Genomic DNA, 24,441 nt, shown 5'->3' with positions numbered 1-24,441 from the left:
TAAGAGGGACTTTTTCAAAGTGTCCATCTTACAGGGTACAGTTTAGTTCGGCCAGAGAACTCTTTTCATTCAACTCTGTAATTGTTTGAATAGTGTCTGAATAGCGTGGTGCACAGGCATCGATTTGATATATGAGCGGTGGCAGCGATTTTGGGTTTTTGTATGTAATTATTGAAATCCCGTATATAATCATGACTATGAAGGATCCATTTCCTATGAGCTTAAATTTGAGCTACTGGGCAGACGGGCACACAAACGCAGCTAGAACAATACATACGTATTATAGGGGGAACACGGGTGAGTGGAGTAATAATTGTTGCCATCGGCGGAAACGCGTTGGTTAAAGGGAATGGCTTTGATTCAATTCAGGATCAATATGAAGTAGTGCAAAAAACGGTTATTAATATTGCCGATATGGTGGAAGAAGGCTATAAAGTTGTCGTTACACACGGAAATGGCCCACAGGTAGGTTTCGGTCTTCGAAGGTCTGAAATTGCACTCGAACAAGAAGGAATGCCTTTAATCCCGCTCGTTAATTGTGTAGCGGATACACAAGGCGGGATTGGCTATCAAATTCAACAGGCATTAACAAATGAATTTGCAAGAAGGGGTATTGATAAAAAAGTTGCTACTCTTCTAACTCGGGTTGAAGTAAGTTCAGATGATCCTAACTTTAAAAATCCAACAAAACCTGTGGGATCATTTTATACCTTTGAACAATCTGAGCTTATGAAGGCAACACATCCGGAATGGAAATTTATTGAGGACTCCGGAAGAGGATACCGGCGTGTGGTACCATCCCCTAAACCAATTAATATACTTGAAAAGGATGCCATTAAGTCCCTCATTGACTCAAATTTTGTTGTTATTGCAGTGGGTGGTGGTGGAATCCCTGTTGTACAGCGGGAAGATCATACATACGAAGGCATAGATGCAGTTATCGATAAAGACTTTGCGACAAGTCTGTTAGCGGAACAAATTAACGCAGATACGTTAATTATTACAACGGGTGTATCAAGGGTCTGTATTAACTTTGGTAAACCCAACCAAAGAGAACTGGAGATCATTACAATTTCACAGACAAAACAATATGTACTTGAAAACCATTTTCCTGAAGGGAGTATGCTGCCTAAAATTGAAGCAAGCTTAAGCTTTTTGGAGGAGAGCGGGATGAGAGTTATCATTACGAATACCGAAAGTTTAAAAGACGCAATCAATGAAAAAGCAGGGACACATATCATTAAATGAGTGCTTTAAATCGTATACTCTTTCTTCAAGCTAAGACGAAAATAGATAATCGGAGGTTACGGGCATGGATAGAAGAAAAAGATTTGAAGCATTATTTGCAAATATAAATCAATACAATGCAGGTGATAAGGGAATTACAAGAATTGCTTACTCCAACGAGGAGCAAACATGTACCCATGCTTTTATGCGGATGTGCAAGGCTGAAAATCTTGATATACGCATGGATTCTTGTGGAAATGTTATTGCCAGACGGGAAGGAAAGATTGAAGGGCTCCCTCCTGTTGCCATGGGCTCTCATTTAGACACCGTTTACCAGGGCGGGAAATACGATGGTGTGCTGGGCGTCACAGCTGCATTAGAAGTGATCAAACGCCTAAATGAAAAAAAGATTGAAACGAACCATCCGATTGAAGTGATTTCATTTGCGTGCGAAGAATCATCCCGTTTTGGCGTATCAACAGTTGGAAGCAAAGCGATGACAGGGCAATTTGAAAAAGATAAATATCGACATTTGAAAGACAAAGATGGCATTACATTAGAAAATGCACTATCTTATTGTGCTCTTGATATCAATGGTATCGATCAGGCAAGTCGAGTGAATGAGGAATTTAAAGCTTTTTTTGAATTGCATATCGAGCAAGGTCCAGTATTAGTCAATAATCATAAAAAAATCGGTATTGTTACAGGAATTGCTGCTCCGGTTAGGCTAATTGTTAGAATAACAGGTAAAGCATCGCATTCAGGTACGACTCCGATGAATATGAGAAAAGATGCGCTTCTTGGGGCAGCAGAAATTGCCTTGGAACTTGAAAAAGTCGCGAAGGCTGAGGAAGACTTTGGTACTGTCGCTACATTAGGCGTTATGGAGGTGTTCAATGGGGCTATGAACGTCGTGCCAGGAGATGTGGAATTGAAAATTGATATGAGATCCACTTCGTTAACATCAAGGCAACGCGTGCAAGATCATTTAGTGCAAACGATAGCTTCCATTAAAGAGATTAGAAAACTCGAGATAGAAAGTATTGAAATTAGTTCTGAGGAGCCTGTACTTCTATCCCCGGAAATTAACAATGCGTTAGAAATGGTTTGTAAGGACAAGAATATTCCCTATCAACTCATGCAGAGTGGGGCTGGCCATGATGCCATGAACATGACCCGGTTATGTCCTGTAGGGCTTCTTTTTGTTCCATCCGTAGACGGAATCAGTCACCATCCAAATGAATACACAGCGATTGAAGATATCTTAATCGGAATTGACGTATTGGAAGAGGCAGTTCTTCGTTTTGCAGTAGTCGAGTAACCGACCTAGTACCTGCAACAAAAACAACAAACAATTCAACCAATTGTATAAAAACCCAATAAAGATTAGATAGTTAGGTGCCTATCTAATCCCCTGTTCATAAATATGTAATCGTAGTGAATTATCAAAATAGTTTCTTGCACAGGTACCTGAAATTTTGCAGTACCTGTGTATTAAAACAACAAATCATTCAACTCTCCAACAAAACTAAATCATCCTTCGTAATTTCTTTTTCGAGCGCAAGCCTATTTTGTTTATTGCTCGCCACAGCCATTCGATAATCGACTTTACGCGTCATTTCTCTCGCTATTTTTTTTGCAAGACCGGCATTTCCGAAATGACTATCTCTACGCGCATAAATCTCTTCATAGTGACGAACTAATGCACTCTTTGCTTCATCTGTTATGCCGTACCCTTTACTATAGAGGTCGGTAATCTCCATTAATTCCTTTGGTGTATAATCTTCAAAATGGAACGTTAGTCCGAAACGTCGACGGAGTCCGGGGTTGCTGTCTAAGAAACGATTCATTTCTTTTTCGTACCCTGCGGCAATTAATAGGAACTCGCCTTGTCGATCGGACATTTTTTTCAGCAATACTTCCACTACTTTTTTCCCGAAGTCATTCTCTCCACCACTCGCAAGTGTGTACGCTTCATCAATAAATAACGCACTACCCATCGCTCGTTCAATCAGCCCGGCTGTCAGCTTCTCCGTTTCACCAATATGACTACCGACTAAATCGCTGCGATCTACTTCAATCAGATCGCCTCGTTCTAATAATCCAAGCGCTTGATAAATACCAGCGAGCACACGACCGACCTCGGTTTTACCTGTCCCTGGTTTACCAATCAACAGCGTGTGGTTCATCAATTTCTCCGTAGAATGATTTTCTCGTTTGTAGTATCTCATTAATTCAATCATTTTATCTATTTCAGCCTTCACAGAACCAAGGCCGATAAACTGATGGAGTTCTGCACGTTTATGGGCGAGTAGTACTTCATCGATTGGAACTTCGTACGTCTTCACTCCACGCTCTTGTACCGCTTGTACAACGTCTTGTTCTTCAAACATCGTCAATACCTTTTCCGTCCACTCTTCACGTAAAAGTTTCGCAATTCTCATCGACTGAGCAAGCCCGATTTGATCGTATAGTATACGTGCCATTCGAGCGTTACTAAATGTTTCATCGCGCATACGATAACGTTCCACGAACTCCTCATAAACTGCTTGTTTGGCAGCAGGAGTAAGCACATAGCTTCCTTCACACTGGCTTAAGAAGATTTGAAGCAACTCATCTGGTGTATAGTCTTGAAAGTGAATCTTTTCAGTAAAACGATCTTTCAATCCCGGATTAGACGCTAGGAAACGGTTCATTTCTTCGGTATAGCCTGCCGCGATGACAATGAATTCACCGCGAGAATTTTCCATTGCAGGAAGCAACGTTTCAATTACTTTTTTTCCGAAATCATTACTAGAATTGCCCCCTGCTGCAAGCGTATACGCTTCGTCTATAAAGAGGACGCCACCCATAGCTTCCTTAATAATTACTTTCGTTCGTTCTTCTGATTCACCAACATGCGTTCCAACGAGATCTTCTCGCTTCACTTCAGTTACGTGGCCTGTCTTTAATAAACCTAGTTCCTTAAAAATCTTTCCTATAAGCCGAGCGACTGTCGTTTTACCAGTACCCGGATTACCTTGAAAGACCATATGAGGCGCTACCATCGGATTAACTTTCATTCCACGCTCTAATTTGAATTGATTAATGTCGCTTACGTTTTTAAACTCCTGGATTTTGTTTTTCACATCTTCCAGTCCAATAAACCCATTCAAACCATTCATGAAAACATCCATCTGATCAGTAGGTGATGAATCTACAGTAGAGGAATGTCCAGCACTGCCGCCTAATTTACTAGTGATTGGTGGAACCTGCAAGTCCGTATCGGTGAGCACAGGAACACTGTCATCCCAACGAACTAAATCTCCTGCTTGGTTGTTCTCAAAAGAACAGTCGTTAAGAACCGGAACCGAACGCTCGAGTCTCAGTCCAGCCTTCTTTCCATTCATCACTTGCACCCCAGTGAATACAGCATCCGAACAATCTTGCAAGATGATTTGATCATCACGATGACCATGTACTCGAGTTACCGTCACTTCAGTACGCTCCACCTGACTCAAGACGATTCCTGACGATTTACCGTCATAGATTTCACACTCCGTTATAAAGACTTCTGCAGATTCCGTTGCTCTTATTTGTGGCCTTTTATGATTGAACAAAATTGACCGTTCTAATGAAATAACTACTTCAGGACCTGCAAGTATGCCGTTCTTATCGCCACTCGATATTCTACAATCGGTAATTTCTGCTTTAGCCGCAGCACTGAGTAAAACGTTGGATCCCTTATGACCGAAGATGATGCAATTGGCTGCCGTCAACTCGGATTCTTTCACAAATATCCCTGCACTATCCCCACTCTTTACTTCGGTCGCCGACAGAATTACTTCCGATTGTTCAGAAGCAAAAATCTGTACACCACTATGATGGCTAATAAGAGAATCCGAAATAGTCACTTTGCTACTTGTCACGTAAACTCCTTTATTGTTTCCACTCTCAATTTCACAACCCAGAATCGTGAACACGCTTTGAGTAAACGCAGAGAGTTGCGTCATCTGATTGTACTTCACTTCAGATTCGATGAGTGTACACGTGGAATTTCCGGACACAATTCCTCTAGACTCACCCGAAAGGATCTGTGTTTTTGTAATCGAGAGTTTGCTTTGTTCGTTACAGGAAATTTGGTCTCCTTTTTGGTTTTTAAACTGTGAGTCGGATAGCTCAACTGATGAACCACTGACGTTCATTCCTTCAGCCTCACCATTTTCAAACGTACTTGCCTCGACTTCGATATGGGATTCATTCGTAAATGCTACATGCTCCAAACTTTGGTTTTTAAAGACACAATTTTTCAGGACACCCTTAGATTGATCACAATAGATTCCTTGGACATGTCCAAAATAAAAATTCGTACTTTCTACGTCCATAGAACTGTCTTGTTCCAAACGAAGTTGAACCCCGCGATTTCCGATGAATGAACTTTTGGTGATTGTTGCTCGACTCGTTTCATACAAGCAAAGGCCTTCTTCTTGCCCACTTAAAATTCCGGAATTCGTTAACGCGACTTCTCCTCCCGCGCGCACACTAATTTGTGCAGACTTGATCGTGTCTTCTACTATGCATTCGAACAAAGCCAAACGCCCTAATACCTCAATCCCTTGTATGTTTTTTTGAAAGATCGAATGCTCTGCGGATACTTTTGCAGCTGCATCAACTCGCATTGCAACACCTTGAATCTCATAGAAAAGACAGTGGTGAAGCGTTACATCTCCTGATTCGATATGTAAACCATAGTCCACTGGACCAGTGCCTCCTCCAATACTGATCGATTCGATACGCACTTCTTCCGTTGTCGCGATACGAACACTTCCTGTTAGACGAACTGAGCTTGCTTCACCTTCTGAACTTCGAAGAACGAGCAGCTTATCGATTGTTACATGTTCATAATAAACACCTTCATCAACTTCCACTGTATCTCCTTGTAGAGCTGCCTCTACTGCAACCTGAATGGTTTTGTAGTTGGATCCTTCACGCTGAGACACTTGAATAATTGCCACGTATCTTCCCACTTTCTATTAGTAAATTCAATTGATTTCTATACTTTATATTTTTCTAAACACAATTATACGAATGAGTTCTATCATCAGTTAAGTATACTAGTAAGCCTAGGGACAGAGTAAAGAACTGCTTGTGAACAAGAGTAGATAGCAAAATTTTAAGGTACCCTTCAAATCACTATGTTCTTGTACTTATAATTTCATATACAGGTACTTAAAATAGACATTCTTTAAATACTTCAAAACCATCACTTTGAGACTCCAAAGTGATGGTTTTGACTACTCAAACCGCTTGTTTTGAGCTCCATTTCCACTAATTGACGATTGGATTCGGCATTCCCAATATTCTACGATGAAAGCACCCGGGAATAAAAGAATCGTGCACGGTCGAAAGCACCGCAGACGTGAATAATTTTGAAGAGGTTTTGAACCAGTACGAACCGATGATATCAGCATCCATCCGCACTCTCAACATTTACCGTGACCAGGAAAGTTTTAGACAAACAGGAGGAGCTGCATTATGGCAAGCGTGGACTCGTTTTGACATAGAGAAAGGAAATTTCACACCATTCGCCTACAGAATGTTACTCCTATAGCAAAGCAAAAAATCTTTGAAACCATAGAAAGAATTGATATCGGCGTTTCTCCTATTGATATATGCTGGGACGAATTATTGAAGGGTTTAATTAGCCTTTTTAATATAGAATGGATATCTGTATCAAGTGGAGGAGAAATTGCTAGTTACGAAGTACAAAAACAACTTGAAAGGAAGTTATATGAAACACCAGTATTCCTAAGAGATTAATAATTGGTGAAGGTTCTCATCATGACAATATAGCAAGCAAAACTGGAAGATCCGCTTTTCAGAATAATTGTGTGGGTGCAAAAACCAACAACGAACAATTCACCCAATTGTTAAAAACGCAAAGAAGATTAGATATTGAAGTAAATACCTAATCCACGTCTTATAAATATGTAATTGTAGTGAATTTCCAGAGTAGTTTCTTGCACAGGTACCTGAAATTTTGAGCGGTCGGCCGCAGGCTTCGGGCGGTCCTTAACGATATATGAGCGGTCATGGTTCGTTGTTTTTCATTCCATACATTGTGCGCTAACTATGTCTGAAAATGAAATCCTCTCAGTTCCAAAGGGGTTATCGAGCACAATACAGCTAGACTGCACATCAATTACTTCTACTATCGCTCCGCGCGTCATAATCTTTCCGTCCTTCCAAGTCTTAATCAACGTTTGGCATTTGCGCTTATACGCTACTTCAATTTCTTCCTGGATAGATTGTAAATCCCAATCACTGAGCTCCGGGCATTCAACGTAATGCTCCTGATCCATCCAATTTCTCAATTCCACAATATGCTCCGGCAACATCAATGCCGTCCATTTAATATTTCCGCGATCTCGAATCATGCTATACCTCCCACTACTTATGTCCGCCAACCAATTTAGAGCGTCCGATTGCGGTCCCGTCATCCGTTAGAGAAACAGCCCTCAATATAGCTGTGGATCCATACTTAGTCCGAATGCTATCCATAACTGCGCCTAACTCACGGTTTCTCAATTTATCCCCATCGAATAAACTCAACTGCATGGATGTTTCATTCTCTAAATTGGTAATTGAGATACTAATTTTCCGTACGGGACGATCATCATGAAATTTGTCGAAAAGAGCTACACAAGTCCGGTAGATCTTCATCGTATCGTTTGTAGCTTCCTCGATTGATAACGACCGACTAAATCCACCACCCAAAGCATGCTTGCTATATCCTATCCCCAGATGAACGGTCCTCCCCTCTTTCCCAGCTCCCCTTGCGCGACGAGAAACATCCTCACACATTTCTAATATGACGACAAGAACCGATTCACGGGTTACATAATCCCTGTAAAGCGTTTGACCCTTACCATAACTCTTCATTTGACCTTCCAGTAGAGGTGCGCCCAACTCAGACAGGTCAATTCCCCAGGCGTGATGATAGTATTGATTTCCCATTACACCAAACTTTTTCTCGAGTCGTTCAAGCGGTGTGTGCGCAAGATCGCCAACTGAGAAGATACCCATATTATTCATGGTTTTCTCCGTCTGTCGACCAATTCCCCACATTTCACTCAACGGTGCAACTGGCCATAGCTTCGACGGTACATCCTCAAATTCCCACTTCGCAAAACTAGTTTTCTTCGCCTCAAGATCAAGCGCAAGCTTCGCCATCAACATATTCGGACCCATTCCAACTGTGGACGGTAAATTTAACGTTTCAAGTATTTCTGCTTGTATTTCTTTAATCGTTTCTACCGGATCGCCCCATAGCTTCTCAGTGCCCGAAAGATCTACAAAAGATTCGTCCACACTGTAAACATGGATTGCTTCTGCCGGCACGTATTTGTGGAGGATACGAGTAATAGACATAGACATTTCTAGAAAAAAAGCCATCTTCGGTTCGAACAAACGAATATCGGGGTGATCCGGAATTTCAAAAAGCCTCGTTCCCGTTTTCACTCTAAATCGCTTCTTCATTGGGGGTGATGCAGCCAGCACAACACTCCCCTTTTGTTTAAAATTACCGACCACCGCGATAGGAACAGTACGAACATCCAAATTGTGTATCGATGCCATGCAGCTAGCGTAGAAACTCATCATGTCGATACAGGCGATTTGTTTGTTTGGAAACTCGCCGTAGTCCATCATACGACTATTCGCTGTGTGCGTGCTGTATTAACAAGGTCAATATAACCATTACCCCTCATTTTGTCTAAATGACCATGAACGGTAGAAGGAGAATTCAATCCAACAGCTGTTGTGATTTCACTTATTGTGGATTGATTCTGTTTTTTCAATAAATCATAAGTTTCTAGTTGTCGACTACTCATTAAATAACCGCCCTTTCTTTTCGAATGACTGGAACAAGCGCCAAAACGTTATCAATTGTAAAAGTTCTTCTGGATCCGCGAAGATGACAATAGGCTCGGAATGATACCTCACCCACCTGTAGCACCTTGATTCTACGTTTGCTTATTACACCGTCTTTTGATATGTACATCATATCTAAGACACAATTCCGCTCCATCGACTTAATCAATTCATCACGCACATCTGTTCCCTCCTCTTTTAATCAGTATATGGAATGTACGTTCGTATTGCAACGACAAATAAACACTTAACAAGAGTTACCAGAAGTGGGCTCTTTGCTAAGTGTCCGACTTAAAATCGGTATCTGTGCTACAAACAACAACGAACAAATTACACAATTGTATAAAAAACAATAGCTATTAGATAATCAGATACCTATTAATCTCCTGTTCATAAATATGTAATTGTAGTGGATTGTCAGAATACAATCTTGCACAGGTACCTGGAATTGTGTGGTGCACAGGCATGGATTTTAAGGCTATTGGGTATCTAAAATTATCACTGGGCTGAAATTTAATCACCGCAGCCCACGCAAAAGGCACCGCCAAGCGTGCCTGGTTCAAATAACTTTCCACAATTAGGGCATGTTTCATAGTGAACACTACATTTTTCACATATAAGGTCTCCATTATTGGAGTTATATGGAGTGTTCGGATTTCCGCAATCGATGCAACTCTCCCGCTCAAATGTTTTAAACTCGACTACACCGAAGCCTCCAACGGTGATATCCAAAGTATTAGTTTTAATAAAGTCCTCGTCTTTTTCAAAATCCACTTCAAATTCAAAACTGATTGAACCTGTTATTATTAATGAAGCATTAAAGCTAGTTGAATAATTTTTAGAAAATGACTCAGTAACGCTAACATAGGCATTAGTTTCAAAAGAACCTTCAATGATAACTTGGTTCTCCTTAATATCAACTGCATCAATATCGATTACAGGTGAGGATAAATCAGTAACTTCTACATCGCTTAATGGATTATCTACGTAGTCCTGAAGATCGCCGCTATGAATGAGATAATTAGATAGATGTCCTTTACTATTTATTGTTTCGTCCCATCCGGCGTTTTCAATTAACTCCTCACAAACAGACGAAGCGTTCATTTCTAAATGGGTTGTGTGGTCAACCATATTATTCACAATAGAGACATCATGGATGAAATTTGTAAGGTTCATAAATACAAGGGATTTATCGCTAAATTCACTGAACTCAATTAATAACTCTTCCCTCGGCCCAGTGGGGACACCTTTTTTATCCAAAATCCACCAATCTTCTTTTTCATCAAGCGTAATAAAAATAATTGCCTTTTGACATGACTTTGCTTTGTTTAATACTTGTTTCCATAGAATAAGATCTCCAAACTTTTCACTTTTAGTAATGTCTTTTTTGTCTTTTTCTATATCCATGTATCCTGGCGGAATTCGATATTTATATCTCTGCTCACCCTCAGCATAAATATTAAGTAAATCAGTTATGTTGAAATTTTCTCCAACATACCCTCCCTGAATAAGCTCTGTTATAAACAACTGAACTTTATCTTCATTGAGCATTCGTTCGTTTTTCGCTACTTCTTCCTTAATGTCTTCTTTATACGTATTGGAATCCGTGTTTATCATTTCAATTGCATCATTTATTTTTGCACCTAGTTCTTTTACTTGAGGAAATCTAAATTTGTTAAACTTAATAAACTGCTTGTTTATATCATTTTTCGCTATAAGCATTATTCGCTCAACTTCTTTAGTAACTTCTTTATATTTACTATGTTCCCTCGTAATAACGTGCTGCCGGTTTTTGTTGTATTCATGACAATCAATGGATCAGATTCATATAGTTCCTGAAACTCTTCAAATGTGTATGCGTATTTCGAACTCATTTTTTTCACCTCATCATTATTATAAATCTTACCGATGTTAGATACTTTTGCAATCATTAAGTAAAAATCTACTTAGCGTTTATAAGAGGCAGTTGCTACTAATGCCATATTACCGCAAAACTCAGTAATCCAATAGTAATGAATTGTTGAATAATTGCGATTAAAGCACCTAACAAAATGCTGCTAAGGCAATTTAAATAATTGTGTGTGTGCCTGTGCAACAAAAAACAACCAACAATTCATCCAATTGTATAAAAAACCAATAGGGATTAGAAAGTCAGGTACATATCTAATCTCCTGTTAATAAATATATAATTGTAGTTAATAGTCAGAACAGTTTCGTGCAGATACCTGAAATAAATTATTTCATACATCAGGTACCTAAAGTTAATACGACAGAAAAACTATAAAGTCTAAAAACTTAAGTACAAGCATAAAGATGTATTTAAGGGAGGAATTGTATGGTTATCAATGAAGCGGTAAAAAGTTTATCGGAGACACTTAAACTGGTTCGAAATGAGGTTAATAATCTGCAAGATTTAATTGATGAGTGCTTTGTGGAGCACGAGATGAGTCCTAAATTAATAGAGGAGCTTGAAGAACTAAGAACATCGTTTCCATCCTACCCAGCATTTTCTGAAGTGATTGAGTTATATGAAGCGGAGGTTGCTGAGAGTGTCCAATAAAAAAAGATATGAAAAAGATAGCGGTGAAATAATACGAAAAAGATTAATGGTCGACTTATCCACTTTGCTGAGCAGTAAAGTTTCAGAAAAGGTAAGAAGAAATGCAATAAACTACGCTATTTATAATTGGACAGAAGCCAAAGGGAAATATAATGGCAATGAATACTGGTCAGTAGAAGCATACGATAATTGGGCTTATTCAAAAAAACGTGCTTACAAATTAATACATGAACATATTGTCCCTAGAAAAGTCATTAGAGGAAAAATTGATGAGCTTGATAAGCTAGATTCTTTATCCTTATATCTTCTATTTGAAAAATATGTAATTGCAGCAGTGATCACCAAGAGTGAAGATGATTTATTCAGGAAGGAGTATGATGGTCAAAAGTTGCTGTCCGAAATGCCAATGGAATTTGGCACATTTGTCGATGAAAAGAAAGACTGGTTTGACAATCCTTGGGCTCGTTATCTTGCTGTAAACAAATATAATGAAGAATATGAGATAAATATTTTGAAGGTTACTAAGTGGAATGGTCCTATAGGGGCTGATGAAATAAGTTTGTTTTTAGGTTCAGGTAAGGAAGTTGCCGACGCATTAATAAATTAAATAATTAATATAGATATAGCCAATGAAATACCTGTAAATCTCTCATGAAAAGTACATTTAATTCTATTTAGAAATATGTTCTATTTCTGATAATTCTAGTTAATCTTGAAACAACAAAAAATTAGTTTCGGGGAAAGTAGAAATGGTATTGTCTCTCCCAGTCGTTGTGTAACCATGTCTCACGCTACGCAGGAATCAATTATATAAATGTATGGAGTAGTAAAAAACATGTCACGGATGGTAAATTTCACTGGCTGTAATCATATCTGAAATCAGTTTTTATACAGGCACCCAAAGTTCTATCAATAAAGGCACGTGAAGCCTTAGGCTTCACAAATAAGTGATTGAGTATTCCGTTTATTGAATTCAGTCAAATAATCGCCTCAGTTGTATAAGCTACAGCTGAGGCATAATAGTTAAATAATATTAATTGATAAGACCACACAACGAAAGTTATTCTCGCTTAAAATTGCAGACTATCCACACGATCCAATATGTCTTCCACCAAAACTTCTATCGCTGCCACAGCCGCTTCAGCCGTATCCTTCCTTACCCCAAAGTAAAACTTACACTTCGGCTCAGTCCCAGAAGGTCTAACACATACCCAAGAACCATCCTCAAGTAAGAACTTTAAAACATCCGCTTTTGGCAAAGTCAATTTCTCAATCGTTCCATCCCCAAGACGCCTTGTCCCCGCTTTATAATCCTCAATAGCACTAACAGCAACACCAGCAATGGATAGCGGCGGATTCTGACGAAGCTCTTCCATAATCACCGCAATCTTCTCTTGTCCATCTTTCCCTGTAAGCGTTAACGACTCCAGCGCTTCCCTGTAATGACCAAACTCTTCATATAAGTCTATCAGGCCATCATACAGCGATTTACCAATAGACTTATAATACGCAGCCATTTCCGCAGTCAACAACGCAGCCTGGACTGCATCCTTATCCCGTGCGAATGTGCCAATCAAAAAGCCATAGCTTTCCTCGTATCCAAATAAAAATTGATGTTCACCGCTCTTTTCAAATTCCTCAATCTTCTCAGAGATAAACTTGAAGCCAGTCAATGTATCAATTGTAGGAATCTCGAATTTTGCCGCAACGGCACGACCGAATTCCGAAGTTACAATCGTCTTCATAACGACACCGTTTTCCGGTAGCGTAGCTTTTCGTTTTTTCTGCATAAGTAGGTAATTTAATAAAAGTGCGCCAAGCTGGTTTCCGGTGAGCAATTCGTATTCTCCATCTCGGTTTTTGACTGCCACACCAAGACGGTCTGCGTCCGGATCTGTCGCTAGTAATAAGTCCGCGCCTCGTTCTTGTCCAAGCTTAATCGCTAATTCAAATGCATCACGCTCTTCTGGGTTTGGATAAACCACCGTTGGGAATCTAGAGTCCTGTATAGCTTGTTCTGATACAACTTGTACGTTGTTAAACCCAAAGTTATGCAACCCTTCAACAACAGGTACAAGCCCTGATCCATGGAGTGGTGTAAAGACGATGGACATGTCCTTCCCATGCGCTTCAATGATCTCTGTATCTTCCCTCAATGTAAGAAGGCATTCTTGATAAGCATCATCAATCTCTTCCAATATGTAAGTCAACATTCCATTTTGAAGTAGTTCTTCCTCGTTAGCGGTTTGAATAGCAAACAAGTCTTCGATTTCTACCATATGCTGAACAATTCCGTCTGCGGCATCCGGCGGTAGTTGTCCTCCGTCTTCCCCGTACACTTTAAAACCGTTATATTGTGCAGGGTTATGACTTGCTGTAATGACAACGCCAGCAAATGCATTCAAATGCCTCATTGCGAATGATAATTCAGGTGTTGGCCGACTTTCTTTGAACAAGAAAACGCGAATGCCGTGCTTCCCTATTGTTTTTGCGGTTTCTAAAGCGAAGTCAACCGAATAGTGCCGCGTGTCATAGGCAATCACAACACCACGACGCATAGCATCTTCTCCAGACACAATGATTTGCTGAGCTAGTCCTTCCGCGACGCGACGGATTGTATACACGTTCATCCGGTTAGTTCCTGCTCCTAGCAACCCACGCATTCCACCTGTCCCGAACGAAAGATATTGATAAAACCTGTCTTCTATTTCTTCGTTCGTACGCAAAATTAATTCTAATTCATGCTGTAACTCATTTGGCATTGAACTCTCTCGCATCCATTTCTCAAAAACATGCATATATGTTCCCAAGATTACAACCTCCTATTCATTCAATAAAGTTTTCCCGACAATTCAAACGTCTTATACTTATATGCCTCGATTCCTAGAGAGCCGAATGGATTCACAGCTAGACTACAAGACACAAAAATAAAAACCAAGAGGAAAAAAGAAGGAAAATGGACCATTACTCCCCATTCCCCTTCTCAAACCGCCAAGAATCCCGACACATCGAAACAAGATCACGTTTTGCTGTCCAACCGAGTTCTAATTCAGCCTTCGCAGCATCAGCATAACACGAAGCAATATCCCCTGGTCTGCGATCCACTATTTCATAAAGAACTTCCATTCCATTAGCCTCTTCAAATGCTTTCACTAGCTCTAATACACTTGTACCACGACCTGTGCCCAAATTATAAACATTGACACCTTCCGTCAGACGCTCGATTGCTGCTACATGCCCAGCAGCTAAATCCACGACATGAATATAATCACGGACACCTGTGCCATCAACTGTCGGATAATCATTACCAAACACACGCAGCTGCTTTAGTTTCCCTTTTGCCACTTGCGTTACATAAGGCATTAAATTATTTGGAATACCATCCGGTGCCTCGCCAATTAAGCCACTTTCATGCGCGCCCACTGGATTAAAATAACGTAGAAGAGTCACTGCAAAACCAGGATTAACGTTTGCCATATCCGTTAAAATACGCTCACTCATCGCCTTCGTTTCACCATAAGGATTCGTCGTTGGCAATAAGTTCATCGTTTCCACAAACGGCACCTGATTATCCCCATAAACCGTAGCAGAAGAACTAAATACAAATCGTCCGACATTAAACTTCAAACAAGCCTCAGCCAGCACCATCGTACTCACCAAATTATTCATATAATACATTAACGGTTTCCCTACAGATTCACCTACAGCTTTTAAACCAGCAAAGTGAATCACACCATCAATCTTATGATTTTGAAAAATACCATCTACTTTGTCTTCATCCGTTATATCGATCTCATAAAAGATAACTTCCTTACCTGCAAGTTGTTGTATTTTATCAATAGAATCACGCTTACTATTACAAAGATTATCAGCGATAATTACTGAATGACCTGCTTCAAGTAAAGCCACACATGTATGCGAGCCGATATATCCGGCACCACCTGTTACCAATATATTCATATAGGTTTAATCCACCTCTGTTTAATTTGGAATACAAAACTATTCGTTCAAAATATACTGCTTCTCAAAATAACTTTGATATTCACCACTAATAATGTGCTCCCACCATTCTTTGTTATCAAGATACCATTGAATCGTTTGGGCAATACCAGTTTCAAATGTATAAGTCGGTTTCCAACCTAAATGTTCTAGTTTTGTTGGGTCAATCGCGTAACGTTTATCATGACCTAATCGATCTGTGACAAACTCTATTAGCTCTTCTGATTTCCCTAAAGTACTAATAATTGTTTTTACAACTTCTAGATTGGTACGTTCATTATGCCCACCTACATTATATACTTCACCATTAATACCTTCATGCAACACCAAATCAATAGCAGTGCAGTGATCAAATACATGTAACCAATCACGAATATTTTTACCATCACCATATACTGGCACCCTCTGGTCATTTAACACTCGAGAAATCGTTAAAGGAATCAACTTTTCTGGGAAATGATAAGGACCATAATTATTAGAACACCGGGTTATATTAACAGGTAAACCATATGTCTCATGATACGCACGAACTAATAAATCAGATGATGCTTTACTAGCACTGTATGGGCTATTCGGCTGTATAGGAGTTTCTTCCGTGAAGAATATTGTAGGGTCAAAATCAAGTTCCCCATACACTTCATCTGTTGACACATGTACAAATTTTGAAACTCCTATTTGTTTTGATGCATCAAGCAATACCTGTGTTCCTACTACATTCGTCTGAACAAATATTCCAGGGTCTGTAATAGAGCGATCCACATGACTCTCCGCGGCAAAATGAACAACATAATCAAATTTTTCTTCCTCAAACAAAGGCATAATTACTTCACGGTCTGCAATATCTGCTTTAATAAATTGATAATTTTCTACTTTTTCAATATCTCGATGTTTAGTTAAATCTCCTGCATAAGTTAGAAAATCTAAGTTATAAATAATATAATGAGGATATTTATTTACCATGTGTTGAACAAAGTTCCCACCGATAAATCCAGCTCCTCCGGTCACTAAAATTTTCACGAATTAACATTCACCTCACCTTTTTCTGAAGATTCAGCGACTTCTTTTAAGTACTGTCCATATTCAGTTTTCAATAAAGGTTCAGCTAAAACTTTTAATTGTTCTTGATTAATATACCCTTTATGGAAAGCGATTTCTTCAATACATGCGATATATAATCCTTGACGCTTTTGTACAGCTTCAACAAAATTAGATGCTTCAAGGAGCGATTCATGAGTACCTGTATCTAACCATGCTAACCCACGCCCTGCAAGCTGAACATTTAATGTACCTCTTTCAAGATAATGATTAATAACTGAAGTGATTTCTTTCTCTCCTCTAGCAGAGGGTTTCACTTGTTTTGCTACGTTTACTACATTGTTATCAAAGAAATATAAACCAGGAACTGCATAAGAAGACTTTGGCTTCTCTGGCTTTTCTTCTATTGACATTGCTTTAAAATCCCCATCAACTTCAACTACTCCGTATGCTCTTGGATCTTTCACAAAACAACCAAAGATTGTAGCGCCTTCTTCTAATTTAGCAGCATCCATAAGACGATTTCCAAAATTTGAACCATAAAAAATATTATCGCCTAATACCAAAGCTACAGAAGAATCGCCTATAAACTCTTCTCCAAGGATAAACGCTTCTGCTAGCCCATTTGGGTTCTCCTGCACAACATATTCAAAAGACATACCGATATCAATACCATCACCAAGTAATTCTTCAAAAACAACAACATCTCTAGGTGTTGAAATTATCAAAATTTCTTTTATTCCTGCTAACATTAAAACCGATAATGGATAGTAAATCATAGGTTTATCATAAACAGGAAGAATTTGCTTTGATACAGCTTTAGTCAATGGATAAAGACGAGTACCTGAACCTCCAGCTAGTATAATTCCTTTCATCTCTTAACCTCCAAGTAAATATTATAAATATATACAATATGAATGACTCAAACTAAATGCTTTTTTGATAAATCAAGCAGCATCTATTAAAAATAATCGAATTTTTTCATTAATAACGCTTTGAACTAAACTTTTTTTCCGATAATACATTTTGAACAACAATAAATAAGATTAAGTAACTCAAGGTACTAACTATAGCATATAACATTACTGTTTGAAGCGCTGTGAAATTCAACAAATATGCAATAATAAAAGCGATAATAATTACTGCTAATCGAATAGTGTTCATCACTAAACCTATATTTTGCTTCTCTACAATTTCTAAAATACGACCAGCAGGAAAAATAATAAAATGTGCATATGCAACAACTGCTAATATACGAGCATAAGCACCTGCATCGTACCAGTTTGAGCCAAAAATGAAGTTAAAAATCCAAGGACCAAACAATAAAAACATTAATAATGGCGCAAGCCCAATTAGAGCTAGTTTACTAGATAACTTTAATAATAAAGCTTTTATCTTACTCGGATTATCTTTACCAATATTTGCTGCTTCAGAGTAGAAAACTTGAGATACAGAGTTTGCTATTAACCCGATTGGCAAATTGACTATCGAATTTGCTAAACCAAATAATCCAGCTGAAGTAGTTCCAAATAAAGTCGTTAAAATAATAACAGGTGCCTGACTTCCAGCTGTATAGACATAATTACTTGGAGCAGAATATAATGGGAACTTAATATAACGAGTCAATTGTTTTTTTATTTCTTTCCATTTTATCGCTTTTACAAACTCTCTCCTATTTATTATCAAAGGTAATGAAAGGCTATATAACCCTCCACTTTGCCCAATGATTTGACCTAAAATTAATCCTGAAGGACCTAAACCGCTTAAACCTAAACCGATTTTACTTAAGTTAGAAAAAATACTTTGAGTAATAATTGTTTTTGTGATCGTCTTAAAGTCCCTTACACGTAATGACCAATGTAAAATGATATTGTAACTACCCACAAATAAAACACCAAGTGGGATCAAGTACATGTAATCAACTAAAGCTTCACTACTTAATAAGCTAATCACCGTGTCTCCCAAAAAAACAAGTATAAATGATAAAGCTAAAGTAAAGGTTATGAGTATGAAAAATGCTCCTGTAATTAAACTGTAGGCAGCTTGATTATCTTTCGCAATAGGAATTGCATTTTGATAATCTAGTGAAGCCCCAACGCTCAAAAGTGTTAATAATGATACATAGACAGTTAGAATTCCATACTCTTCTGGAGGGTAAATTCTTGTAATAATTGGAGTCATTGCAATAGAAAATATTTGTGCAAAAGCGCTACCGCTAGCAACCATCACAATATTATTCACAAATTTATTTTCTAGAAGCCCATTTAATCTCTTCACTACTCTGCTCCTAATCTTGTAAAACCTTTTATCGTTTTTTCATCTCAGCGCAATTTAGATTCATAAAACTGTTTAATATGTACTGTCACTTCTTGCACATATTCTGGTTTAATACCATAATACATTGGTAATCTTAACAATCTTTCACTGCCACTAGTTGTGTATATGTCCTCACCAATTAGTTCCCCATACTTTAACCCAGCTTCAGCCGTATGTAGAGGGATATAGTGAAATGCCGTTTGAATCTTTTGTTCTTTTAAATATTCAATAAGTATTGATCTCTCTTCAATATCACGGCATTTTATATAAAACATATGCGCATTGTGCTCACAATTTTCTGGAACAACTGGTAGTTCAATATAGCCTTTTTCTCCTAGCTCTTTTAAAGATTTATTATACAATCTCCAACTATTAAGACGGTCATCGTTAATCTTATGAGCTTCTTCTAACTGTGCAAATAAATACGCTGCATTTAGTTCACTTGGCAGATATGAGCTACCTATATCCACCCAAGTATACTTATCAACTTGTTCACGAATAAATCTACTCCGATTTGTTCCTTTTTCACGAATAACCTCAGCTCTCTCCATGAACTTTTCATTTTGGATAAGTAGTGCCCCACCTTCACCCATCGAATAGTTTTTTGTCTCGTGAAAACTGAAGCAACCTAAATCGCCAATTGTTCCTAATGCTTTACCTTTATATGTAGACATTACACCTTGTGCTGCATCTTCAATGACAAATAGATTATGCCGCTTAGCAATATCCATAATTGTATCCATTTCGCATGCAATACCAGCATAATGAACAGGTATAATCGCTTTTGTTTTCTCTGTAATAACAGCTTCGATTAAGTTTTCATCGATGTTCATCGTATCTGGACGAACGTCAACAAAGACAATTCTTGCACCTCGAAGAACGAAAGCATTTACCGTTGAAACAAATGTATATGATGGTGCAATTACCTCGTCACCTGGTTGAATATCAATTAAAATAGCAGCCATTTCTAAAGCATGTGTGCATGATGTAGTCAAAAGAGCCTTCGGTGTATGAAAAGTTGATTCTAACCATTCATGAGATCGTTTAGTAAAAGGTCCATCGCCACTTATTTTCTGATTTTCTGCAATCGCTTCTGTAATATACTGAGTTTCTTTTCCTAAAAAAGGTGGTTTGTTAAATGAAATCATCACTATTTCCTCCTCCTTCAAATCTGCTTCTAAATTTTTTTATTGGTAATACACTATTATTATTAACATCAATGGCTTTAGTAATTTTTAAAAGCCCTTTACCACAAACAACAACTGGCAATCCATTTTGTATGAAAATTATCTTCCCTATATCTCTATTCTCAATTGCTTTATCGCCGCACTCTTCTGCGTCTATAATTGTAATTAACTCACCGTTTAAATATGTCTTTGATCCTTTAAATGGAAATGTTAATGCATCAATCATCCTTTTAATGACTATCGCATTTTCAGACCAATTAATCATATAATCTTTATCATCTCTCCAAAGACTATATGTTGCATCATTGTCATTTTGAGGTATACTTGATAACTTTTCTCCATTAATTAATTGGTTGAAAATTGATAATACAATTTCCGAATATAGTTGAGACACTTTTATAATGGCATCATAAATCTTTATTGGATATTCAATGGTTGTTTTCATTTGTTGAATAATTTCGCCTTCATCATACTCATCTGAAGCAAACAAAGCTGTCACCCCTATTTCTTTTTCCCCATTGATTAACATATTCACAAGTGGTGAAAAACCTCTATATTTAGGAAGTAAAGAATCATGCATGACAATTAAGTTGGAAGTATCTTTAATCAGCCATCTCCAGCCAATAGCGATTTTATAACGTTCAAATTTTGGTAACGTAGTTTTAGAGTTAAATACATTAATTTTATAACACTCACAAAGTTCCCTAATTTCTTCGTAATAATCTTTTTCGACATTTTTATCTTTAGAAATAACCACGTATTCAATACTCGATGATCCATGGACGTTCAATAAATCTCTTAATACTGTGTAACCCTTCTGATTCATGAGGTATAATACTAGTTTCATAATGATTTTAAGTCTCCTTTGAGTATTTTGTACACTCACAAACCCTCTTTTCTTTTAAAAAGTATTAACTAATAGTGGCATTCTCATACAATTACGGATTCAAATCTGAATTTCATTAAACTTCTTTTCCAGGAATAATTTCAAGTATATATATACTTATTAACAGCTCTGAAATATAATTATTCAACTAATAAGAATTCTGCTTTATAGAGGTTTAATCTTTTTTATAAGCACCATACATAAAACGCAATACGATATTTCTTCTGAAAATAGGGTCATCATCTCCGTAGAAAGTGAAGTTCTTTGCAGTATCTAGAATAGCTTAAACCTTTGTTTTCAAAATTGTAGGATTACTCAATAAATTCCATACAATATCCAGAATATTTTTTAACAAATTCAGAATTTTAAAAATTCACTTAAAACATCTGATAATTCTTGTCTATTCTGATTATTTCATTTGCAATTCTATAATAGTACCCATCTCTTGCATCACCCTCTGATGTATCAAAAAGCCAGTTACAATTCTTCACCAGGAAAAGGTGAGTTTACCTTTCATCCTTAACTTCTTTTGTCTCTTCCTCTTTCATCAGGTTTAACGTCACTTTTTCATGTAAAGTCCAATTTCTTGTTTTCCGAGCCCAACGATTTGGATGCTTTTCTCTTGCCAATTCGTTTATTGCTTTTCTTTTTTCTAATACACGTACGAAGGCTAATGTGGAACACCTGTCAAGCCATCGCTAATTGCGCACCGTCTTGATTGGATCTTGAATTAATTCTACAGCTAGTGCGCGATTTGAAGGGTCACTGATTTTTCTTCATAAAAAACCTAACAAAAGATTGCTCTGAATCCAAATGATAAAATGGTAGCAAAAATACCTGTAATTATAACAAATACAGTTATTTTTCCATATTCATCTGAGATAAGAACTCTTATCAAAATTGGAATACTTATAGATCTTAACGCCATCGATACTATACTACCATAAGAAAAAGAAAAGAATTTTATTAAGTTATCATTCATGTATTTTATAATTTTTTATTTTTTCTTCACTACTTTTTTCACAGTCCTGTAAACACTTCTAAGAATATGAAATGACATTCGTTGCATATTTTTTTTTCTGTAAATAGGATATGTAATATCAGTAAACTCAGATTTTTCTATGGCGTTCAAAAAAGCTTTCGTTTGTTTATTTTCCTCATAGTGCTTTAAAACATAATCATAGCTTAACGAAGAGTACTTATTCAACATTTCCGGATAAATAAGAACCTCATGTAAAATTTCCTCTAAACGCTTTCTACCTTCTATATTATTACCTGTTAATTGAAAGTAATAACCATCCCCTGCATCTCCATCTTTAGTATTAAACAACCAATCTGCTTTTAAATATTCGAGATGATCCTTATCTACAGAATCTATCACAATCGCAGGTAATTTTACTTGAGCCATTTTTTTCACTGACAATCCCATACCAATACCTACATCATAATTTCTCATGACTTCAGAAAGTTGATCACTCTCAATAAAACCAAGATACTTCACCTTTACACTTCGTTCGTTAATACGCTCATAAACTTCATCTGGATAGTTTCCGCATCCATATCCTATTATGGAGTATTCAAGTTGATAATCTGGAAATTCAGCAGATAGTCTTTCTAAAGTTTCATGAATTTCTATAATAGCTTCATTTTTCCAATAATCAAACCTTCCACACCATAATACTTTTAAGTTTTTTTTGGAAATATCATATTTATATTGAGTTTCAAACTCAATATTTTTTATTGGCAAAGTTGCAATTCTAGTTAATAATAGGTCTATTTTATAATACCAATTATTATATAGAACTGGTGTTGCAGATCCATAATAATGAGCATTTTTTTTGTCTAGGTAAGTTAACAAGTTTTTCTGATAGATATATTTCTGGTTATTTTTTCTTTTTTGACTCATTGTACTTTTTATAAATAAAGTGTTTTTCCAATCTTCAGGGTGTCCCCATAAGTGAATTAATTTTACATTTTTTTGTTTATAAAATAAAAACATCGCCAATTGTAAATTATCAAAATAAGGAGCAACTACACTGTAATCTTCATTTTCTTTTACTACTCCACTTTTATTGAAATCTTCTTTCACAGTAAGTATATCCATCTTGCTTGAATTCTCTAAAATATCAGGCATGTTTAAATTTATAAATTTGACATTCAAGTTTGATTGAAATTTTTTTTTATAATGAGGATTTTGGTCTTGCCTAGAAATGATTATTACATTATTATTTTTTCCCGTTAAATACATAGTCATTTCTATAATCAAGTTCTCAATTCCTCCCATGTTAGAAGAGGTTTCTACAAAAATATAATTCATAATTATTTTCACCCTGCCTTTAAATTTTCCCTATTTAATTCATAGCACTAGCATTACATACGTTCAATTGAACTTTTAATCACTTTTTCGCTGTTCATATCGGTGTTTGTCAATATAGTTGTCGCATTTAGCTAGTTTAATTTTCTCCATATCTCATTTCAGACAACTAATAAATCCCAAAGTTCAATCAAGGCTACCGCGCTGCGCTTGCTGGCCTGGTGATAAGAATGGGATGCGAAATCCATGCTTATCTCTAGGAAAAGGGGGGATTTAGCTTTCAGTCTCTGTTTCTTCCTCTTTCATCGGGTTTAACGCCACTTGTTCATGTGGAGTCCAATTTCTCGTTTTCCGTGCCCATCACTCTGGATGCTTTTCCCTTGCCAATTCGTACACTTCTTTTCGTTTTTCTAAGACAGCCAGATGTGCTCCGGTGTGACATTGTACAGGCGTCACGTAATTGAGTCCGCTATGCAAATGCATCTCATTGTACCAATGGAAAAATGTTTGGGCCCATTGCCTCGCTTCTATTTAGTGATCCGAAGCCTTTGTTCGGGAAATCGGGTCGATATTTGAGCGTTTGAAACATTACTTCTGAATACGGATTATCGTTACTCACACGTGGTCTTGAAAAGGAACTTTGAATGCCCAATTTCTCCAGTAAAACCAAGAATGCCGCGGCATTCATCGGGCTACCGTTATTGGAATGTAACACAAGTCTTTCACGGGTCCACCTAACCAAGTAATATCCCATGTCCACACTTGATTTGGCGCTATTGCTAGATGACTTTCTGGAATTCTACGCTCCGTTTTTTTACTACGACCACGGTGAATTTGCATCTTTTCTTCCCGTAAAATATCGTGAAAGGTAGATTCTGACGCAATATAGGTGCCTTGATCGGCGAGCTTTGGAACGATTTGCGCTGGCGGTAAATCCGCATATTCTGTTTGTTTCACAATCGTGATAATTTCGGCTTTTTATTCTTGTGACAATTTATTTTTCGGG

At 37.5% G+C, this 24,441-nt stretch carries 22 protein-coding genes; 4 read left to right on the top strand and 18 right to left on the bottom strand.

Annotation, left to right across the window (positions count from 1 at the left end; genetic code table 11):
* Window positions 1–297 precede the first annotated feature (297 nt).
* Together arcC and AC25Y6_RS10355 are read left to right on the top strand one after the other, a co-directional pair.
* Window positions 298–1,248: a carbamate kinase gene (gene arcC / locus AC25Y6_RS10360; protein ID WP_488142970.1), complete on the top strand. Its 951-nt coding sequence runs from the start codon at window positions 298–300 to the stop codon at window positions 1,246–1,248.
* Window positions 1,249–1,312: 64 nt separating this feature from the next.
* Window positions 1,313–2,548: an allantoate amidohydrolase gene (locus AC25Y6_RS10355; protein ID WP_488142969.1), complete on the top strand. Its 1,236-nt coding sequence runs from the start codon at window positions 1,313–1,315 to the stop codon at window positions 2,546–2,548.
* 190 nt (window positions 2,549–2,738) lie between these two features.
* Here the strand turns inward: AC25Y6_RS10355 and AC25Y6_RS10350 are convergent, their stop codons facing one another.
* The 7 genes from AC25Y6_RS10350 to AC25Y6_RS10320 form a co-directional block, all read right to left on the bottom strand.
* Window positions 2,739–6,221, bottom strand: a complete 3,483-nt coding sequence (locus tag AC25Y6_RS10350; RefSeq protein ID WP_488142968.1) for a right-handed parallel beta-helix repeat-containing protein — start codon at window positions 6,219–6,221, stop codon at window positions 2,739–2,741.
* Window positions 6,222–7,313: 1,092 nt separating this feature from the next.
* The gene (locus AC25Y6_RS10345; protein ID WP_488142967.1) at window positions 7,314–7,643 is read right to left on the bottom strand and encodes a YolD-like family protein; all 330 of its coding nucleotides are present in this window, start codon (window positions 7,641–7,643) and stop codon (window positions 7,314–7,316) included.
* A 13-nt stretch (window positions 7,644–7,656) separates the two neighbouring features.
* Window positions 7,657–8,913: a Y-family DNA polymerase gene (locus tag AC25Y6_RS10340; protein WP_488142975.1), complete on the bottom strand. Its 1,257-nt coding sequence runs from the start codon at window positions 8,911–8,913 to the stop codon at window positions 7,657–7,659.
* The gene (locus tag AC25Y6_RS10335; RefSeq protein WP_488142966.1) at window positions 8,913–9,098 is read right to left on the bottom strand and encodes a LexA family protein; all 186 of its coding nucleotides are present in this window, start codon (window positions 9,096–9,098) and stop codon (window positions 8,913–8,915) included. The genes AC25Y6_RS10340 and AC25Y6_RS10335 overlap by 1 nt, the downstream gene beginning before the upstream one ends.
* Window positions 9,098–9,319: a transcriptional regulator gene (locus tag AC25Y6_RS10330; protein WP_488142965.1), complete on the bottom strand. Its 222-nt coding sequence runs from the start codon at window positions 9,317–9,319 to the stop codon at window positions 9,098–9,100. The genes AC25Y6_RS10335 and AC25Y6_RS10330 overlap by 1 nt, the downstream gene beginning before the upstream one ends.
* 332 nt (window positions 9,320–9,651) lie before the next feature.
* Window positions 9,652–10,914, bottom strand: a complete 1,263-nt coding sequence (locus AC25Y6_RS10325; protein WP_488142974.1) for a PIN-like domain-containing protein — start codon at window positions 10,912–10,914, stop codon at window positions 9,652–9,654.
* The gene (locus AC25Y6_RS10320; protein WP_488142964.1) at window positions 10,860–11,069 is read right to left on the bottom strand and encodes a hypothetical protein; all 210 of its coding nucleotides are present in this window, start codon (window positions 11,067–11,069) and stop codon (window positions 10,860–10,862) included. The genes AC25Y6_RS10325 and AC25Y6_RS10320 overlap by 55 nt, the downstream gene beginning before the upstream one ends.
* A 404-nt stretch (window positions 11,070–11,473) precedes the next feature.
* On the opposite strand from AC25Y6_RS10320, the gene AC25Y6_RS10315 reads away from it, so the two are divergent.
* Window positions 11,474–11,698: a hypothetical protein gene (locus AC25Y6_RS10315; RefSeq protein WP_488142963.1), complete on the top strand. Its 225-nt coding sequence runs from the start codon at window positions 11,474–11,476 to the stop codon at window positions 11,696–11,698.
* Window positions 11,688–12,305 (top strand): hypothetical protein, encoded by a 618-nt coding sequence (locus tag AC25Y6_RS10310; RefSeq protein ID WP_488142962.1) that lies wholly within the window; start codon window positions 11,688–11,690, stop codon window positions 12,303–12,305. Before AC25Y6_RS10315 ends, AC25Y6_RS10310 begins: the two co-directional genes overlap by 11 nt.
* Before the next feature lie 463 nt (window positions 12,306–12,768).
* Here AC25Y6_RS10310 and AC25Y6_RS10305 read toward each other — a convergent pair whose 3' ends face one another.
* From AC25Y6_RS10305 to AC25Y6_RS10255, 11 genes are all read right to left on the bottom strand, one after another.
* Window positions 12,769–14,496: a phospho-sugar mutase gene (locus AC25Y6_RS10305; RefSeq protein ID WP_488142973.1), complete on the bottom strand. Its 1,728-nt coding sequence runs from the start codon at window positions 14,494–14,496 to the stop codon at window positions 12,769–12,771.
* A 166-nt stretch (window positions 14,497–14,662) separates the two neighbouring features.
* A complete protein-coding gene (gene galE / locus AC25Y6_RS10300; RefSeq protein WP_488142961.1) occupies window positions 14,663–15,658 on the bottom strand; it encodes a UDP-glucose 4-epimerase GalE in 996 nt (331 codons plus the stop codon).
* 39 nt (window positions 15,659–15,697) lie between these two features.
* On the bottom strand, window positions 15,698–16,714 hold the full coding sequence (gene rfbB / locus AC25Y6_RS10295; RefSeq protein WP_488142960.1) for a dTDP-glucose 4,6-dehydratase: 1,017 nt from the start codon (window positions 16,712–16,714) through the stop codon (window positions 15,698–15,700).
* Window positions 16,711–17,607, bottom strand: coding sequence for a glucose-1-phosphate thymidylyltransferase RfbA (rfbA, locus tag AC25Y6_RS10290; RefSeq protein ID WP_488142959.1), 897 nt, complete (start codon window positions 17,605–17,607; stop codon window positions 16,711–16,713). Before rfbA ends, rfbB begins: the two co-directional genes overlap by 4 nt.
* Before the next feature lie 109 nt (window positions 17,608–17,716).
* Window positions 17,717–19,009: an oligosaccharide flippase family protein gene (locus tag AC25Y6_RS10285; protein WP_488142958.1), complete on the bottom strand. Its 1,293-nt coding sequence runs from the start codon at window positions 19,007–19,009 to the stop codon at window positions 17,717–17,719.
* Between the two features lie 44 nt (window positions 19,010–19,053).
* Window positions 19,054–20,196 carry a dTDP-4-amino-4,6-dideoxygalactose transaminase gene (gene rffA, locus AC25Y6_RS10280; RefSeq protein ID WP_488142957.1) on the bottom strand — a complete coding sequence of 381 codons (1,143 nt, stop codon included), beginning with the start codon at window positions 20,194–20,196 and terminating at the stop codon, window positions 19,054–19,056.
* Complete coding sequence (locus AC25Y6_RS10275) at window positions 20,183–21,082, bottom strand: formyltransferase family protein (protein ID WP_488142956.1); 900 nt, start codon at window positions 21,080–21,082, stop codon at window positions 20,183–20,185. Before AC25Y6_RS10275 ends, rffA begins: the two co-directional genes overlap by 14 nt.
* 545 nt (window positions 21,083–21,627) lie before the next feature.
* Window positions 21,628–21,750, bottom strand: coding sequence for a hypothetical protein (locus tag AC25Y6_RS10270; RefSeq protein WP_488142955.1), 123 nt, complete (start codon window positions 21,748–21,750; stop codon window positions 21,628–21,630).
* A gap of 368 nt (window positions 21,751–22,118) precedes the next feature.
* Window positions 22,119–23,438: a glycosyltransferase family protein gene (locus tag AC25Y6_RS10265; protein WP_488142954.1), complete on the bottom strand. Its 1,320-nt coding sequence runs from the start codon at window positions 23,436–23,438 to the stop codon at window positions 22,119–22,121.
* 357 nt (window positions 23,439–23,795) lie between these two features.
* Entirely contained in the window at window positions 23,796–23,966 is a 171-nt protein-coding gene (locus AC25Y6_RS10260; protein WP_488142972.1) for an integrase core domain-containing protein, read from the bottom strand.
* Window positions 23,967–24,119: 153 nt separating this feature from the next.
* Window positions 24,120–24,392: a hypothetical protein gene (locus AC25Y6_RS10255; RefSeq protein WP_488142953.1), complete on the bottom strand. Its 273-nt coding sequence runs from the start codon at window positions 24,390–24,392 to the stop codon at window positions 24,120–24,122.
* Window positions 24,393–24,441: the final 49 nt, after the last annotated feature.

The organism is Sporosarcina sp. Y1004, from assembly GCF_057669665.1.
Note: the sequence above shows the minus strand (reverse complement) of the source record. Positions and strands in the feature narration are given on the sequence as shown.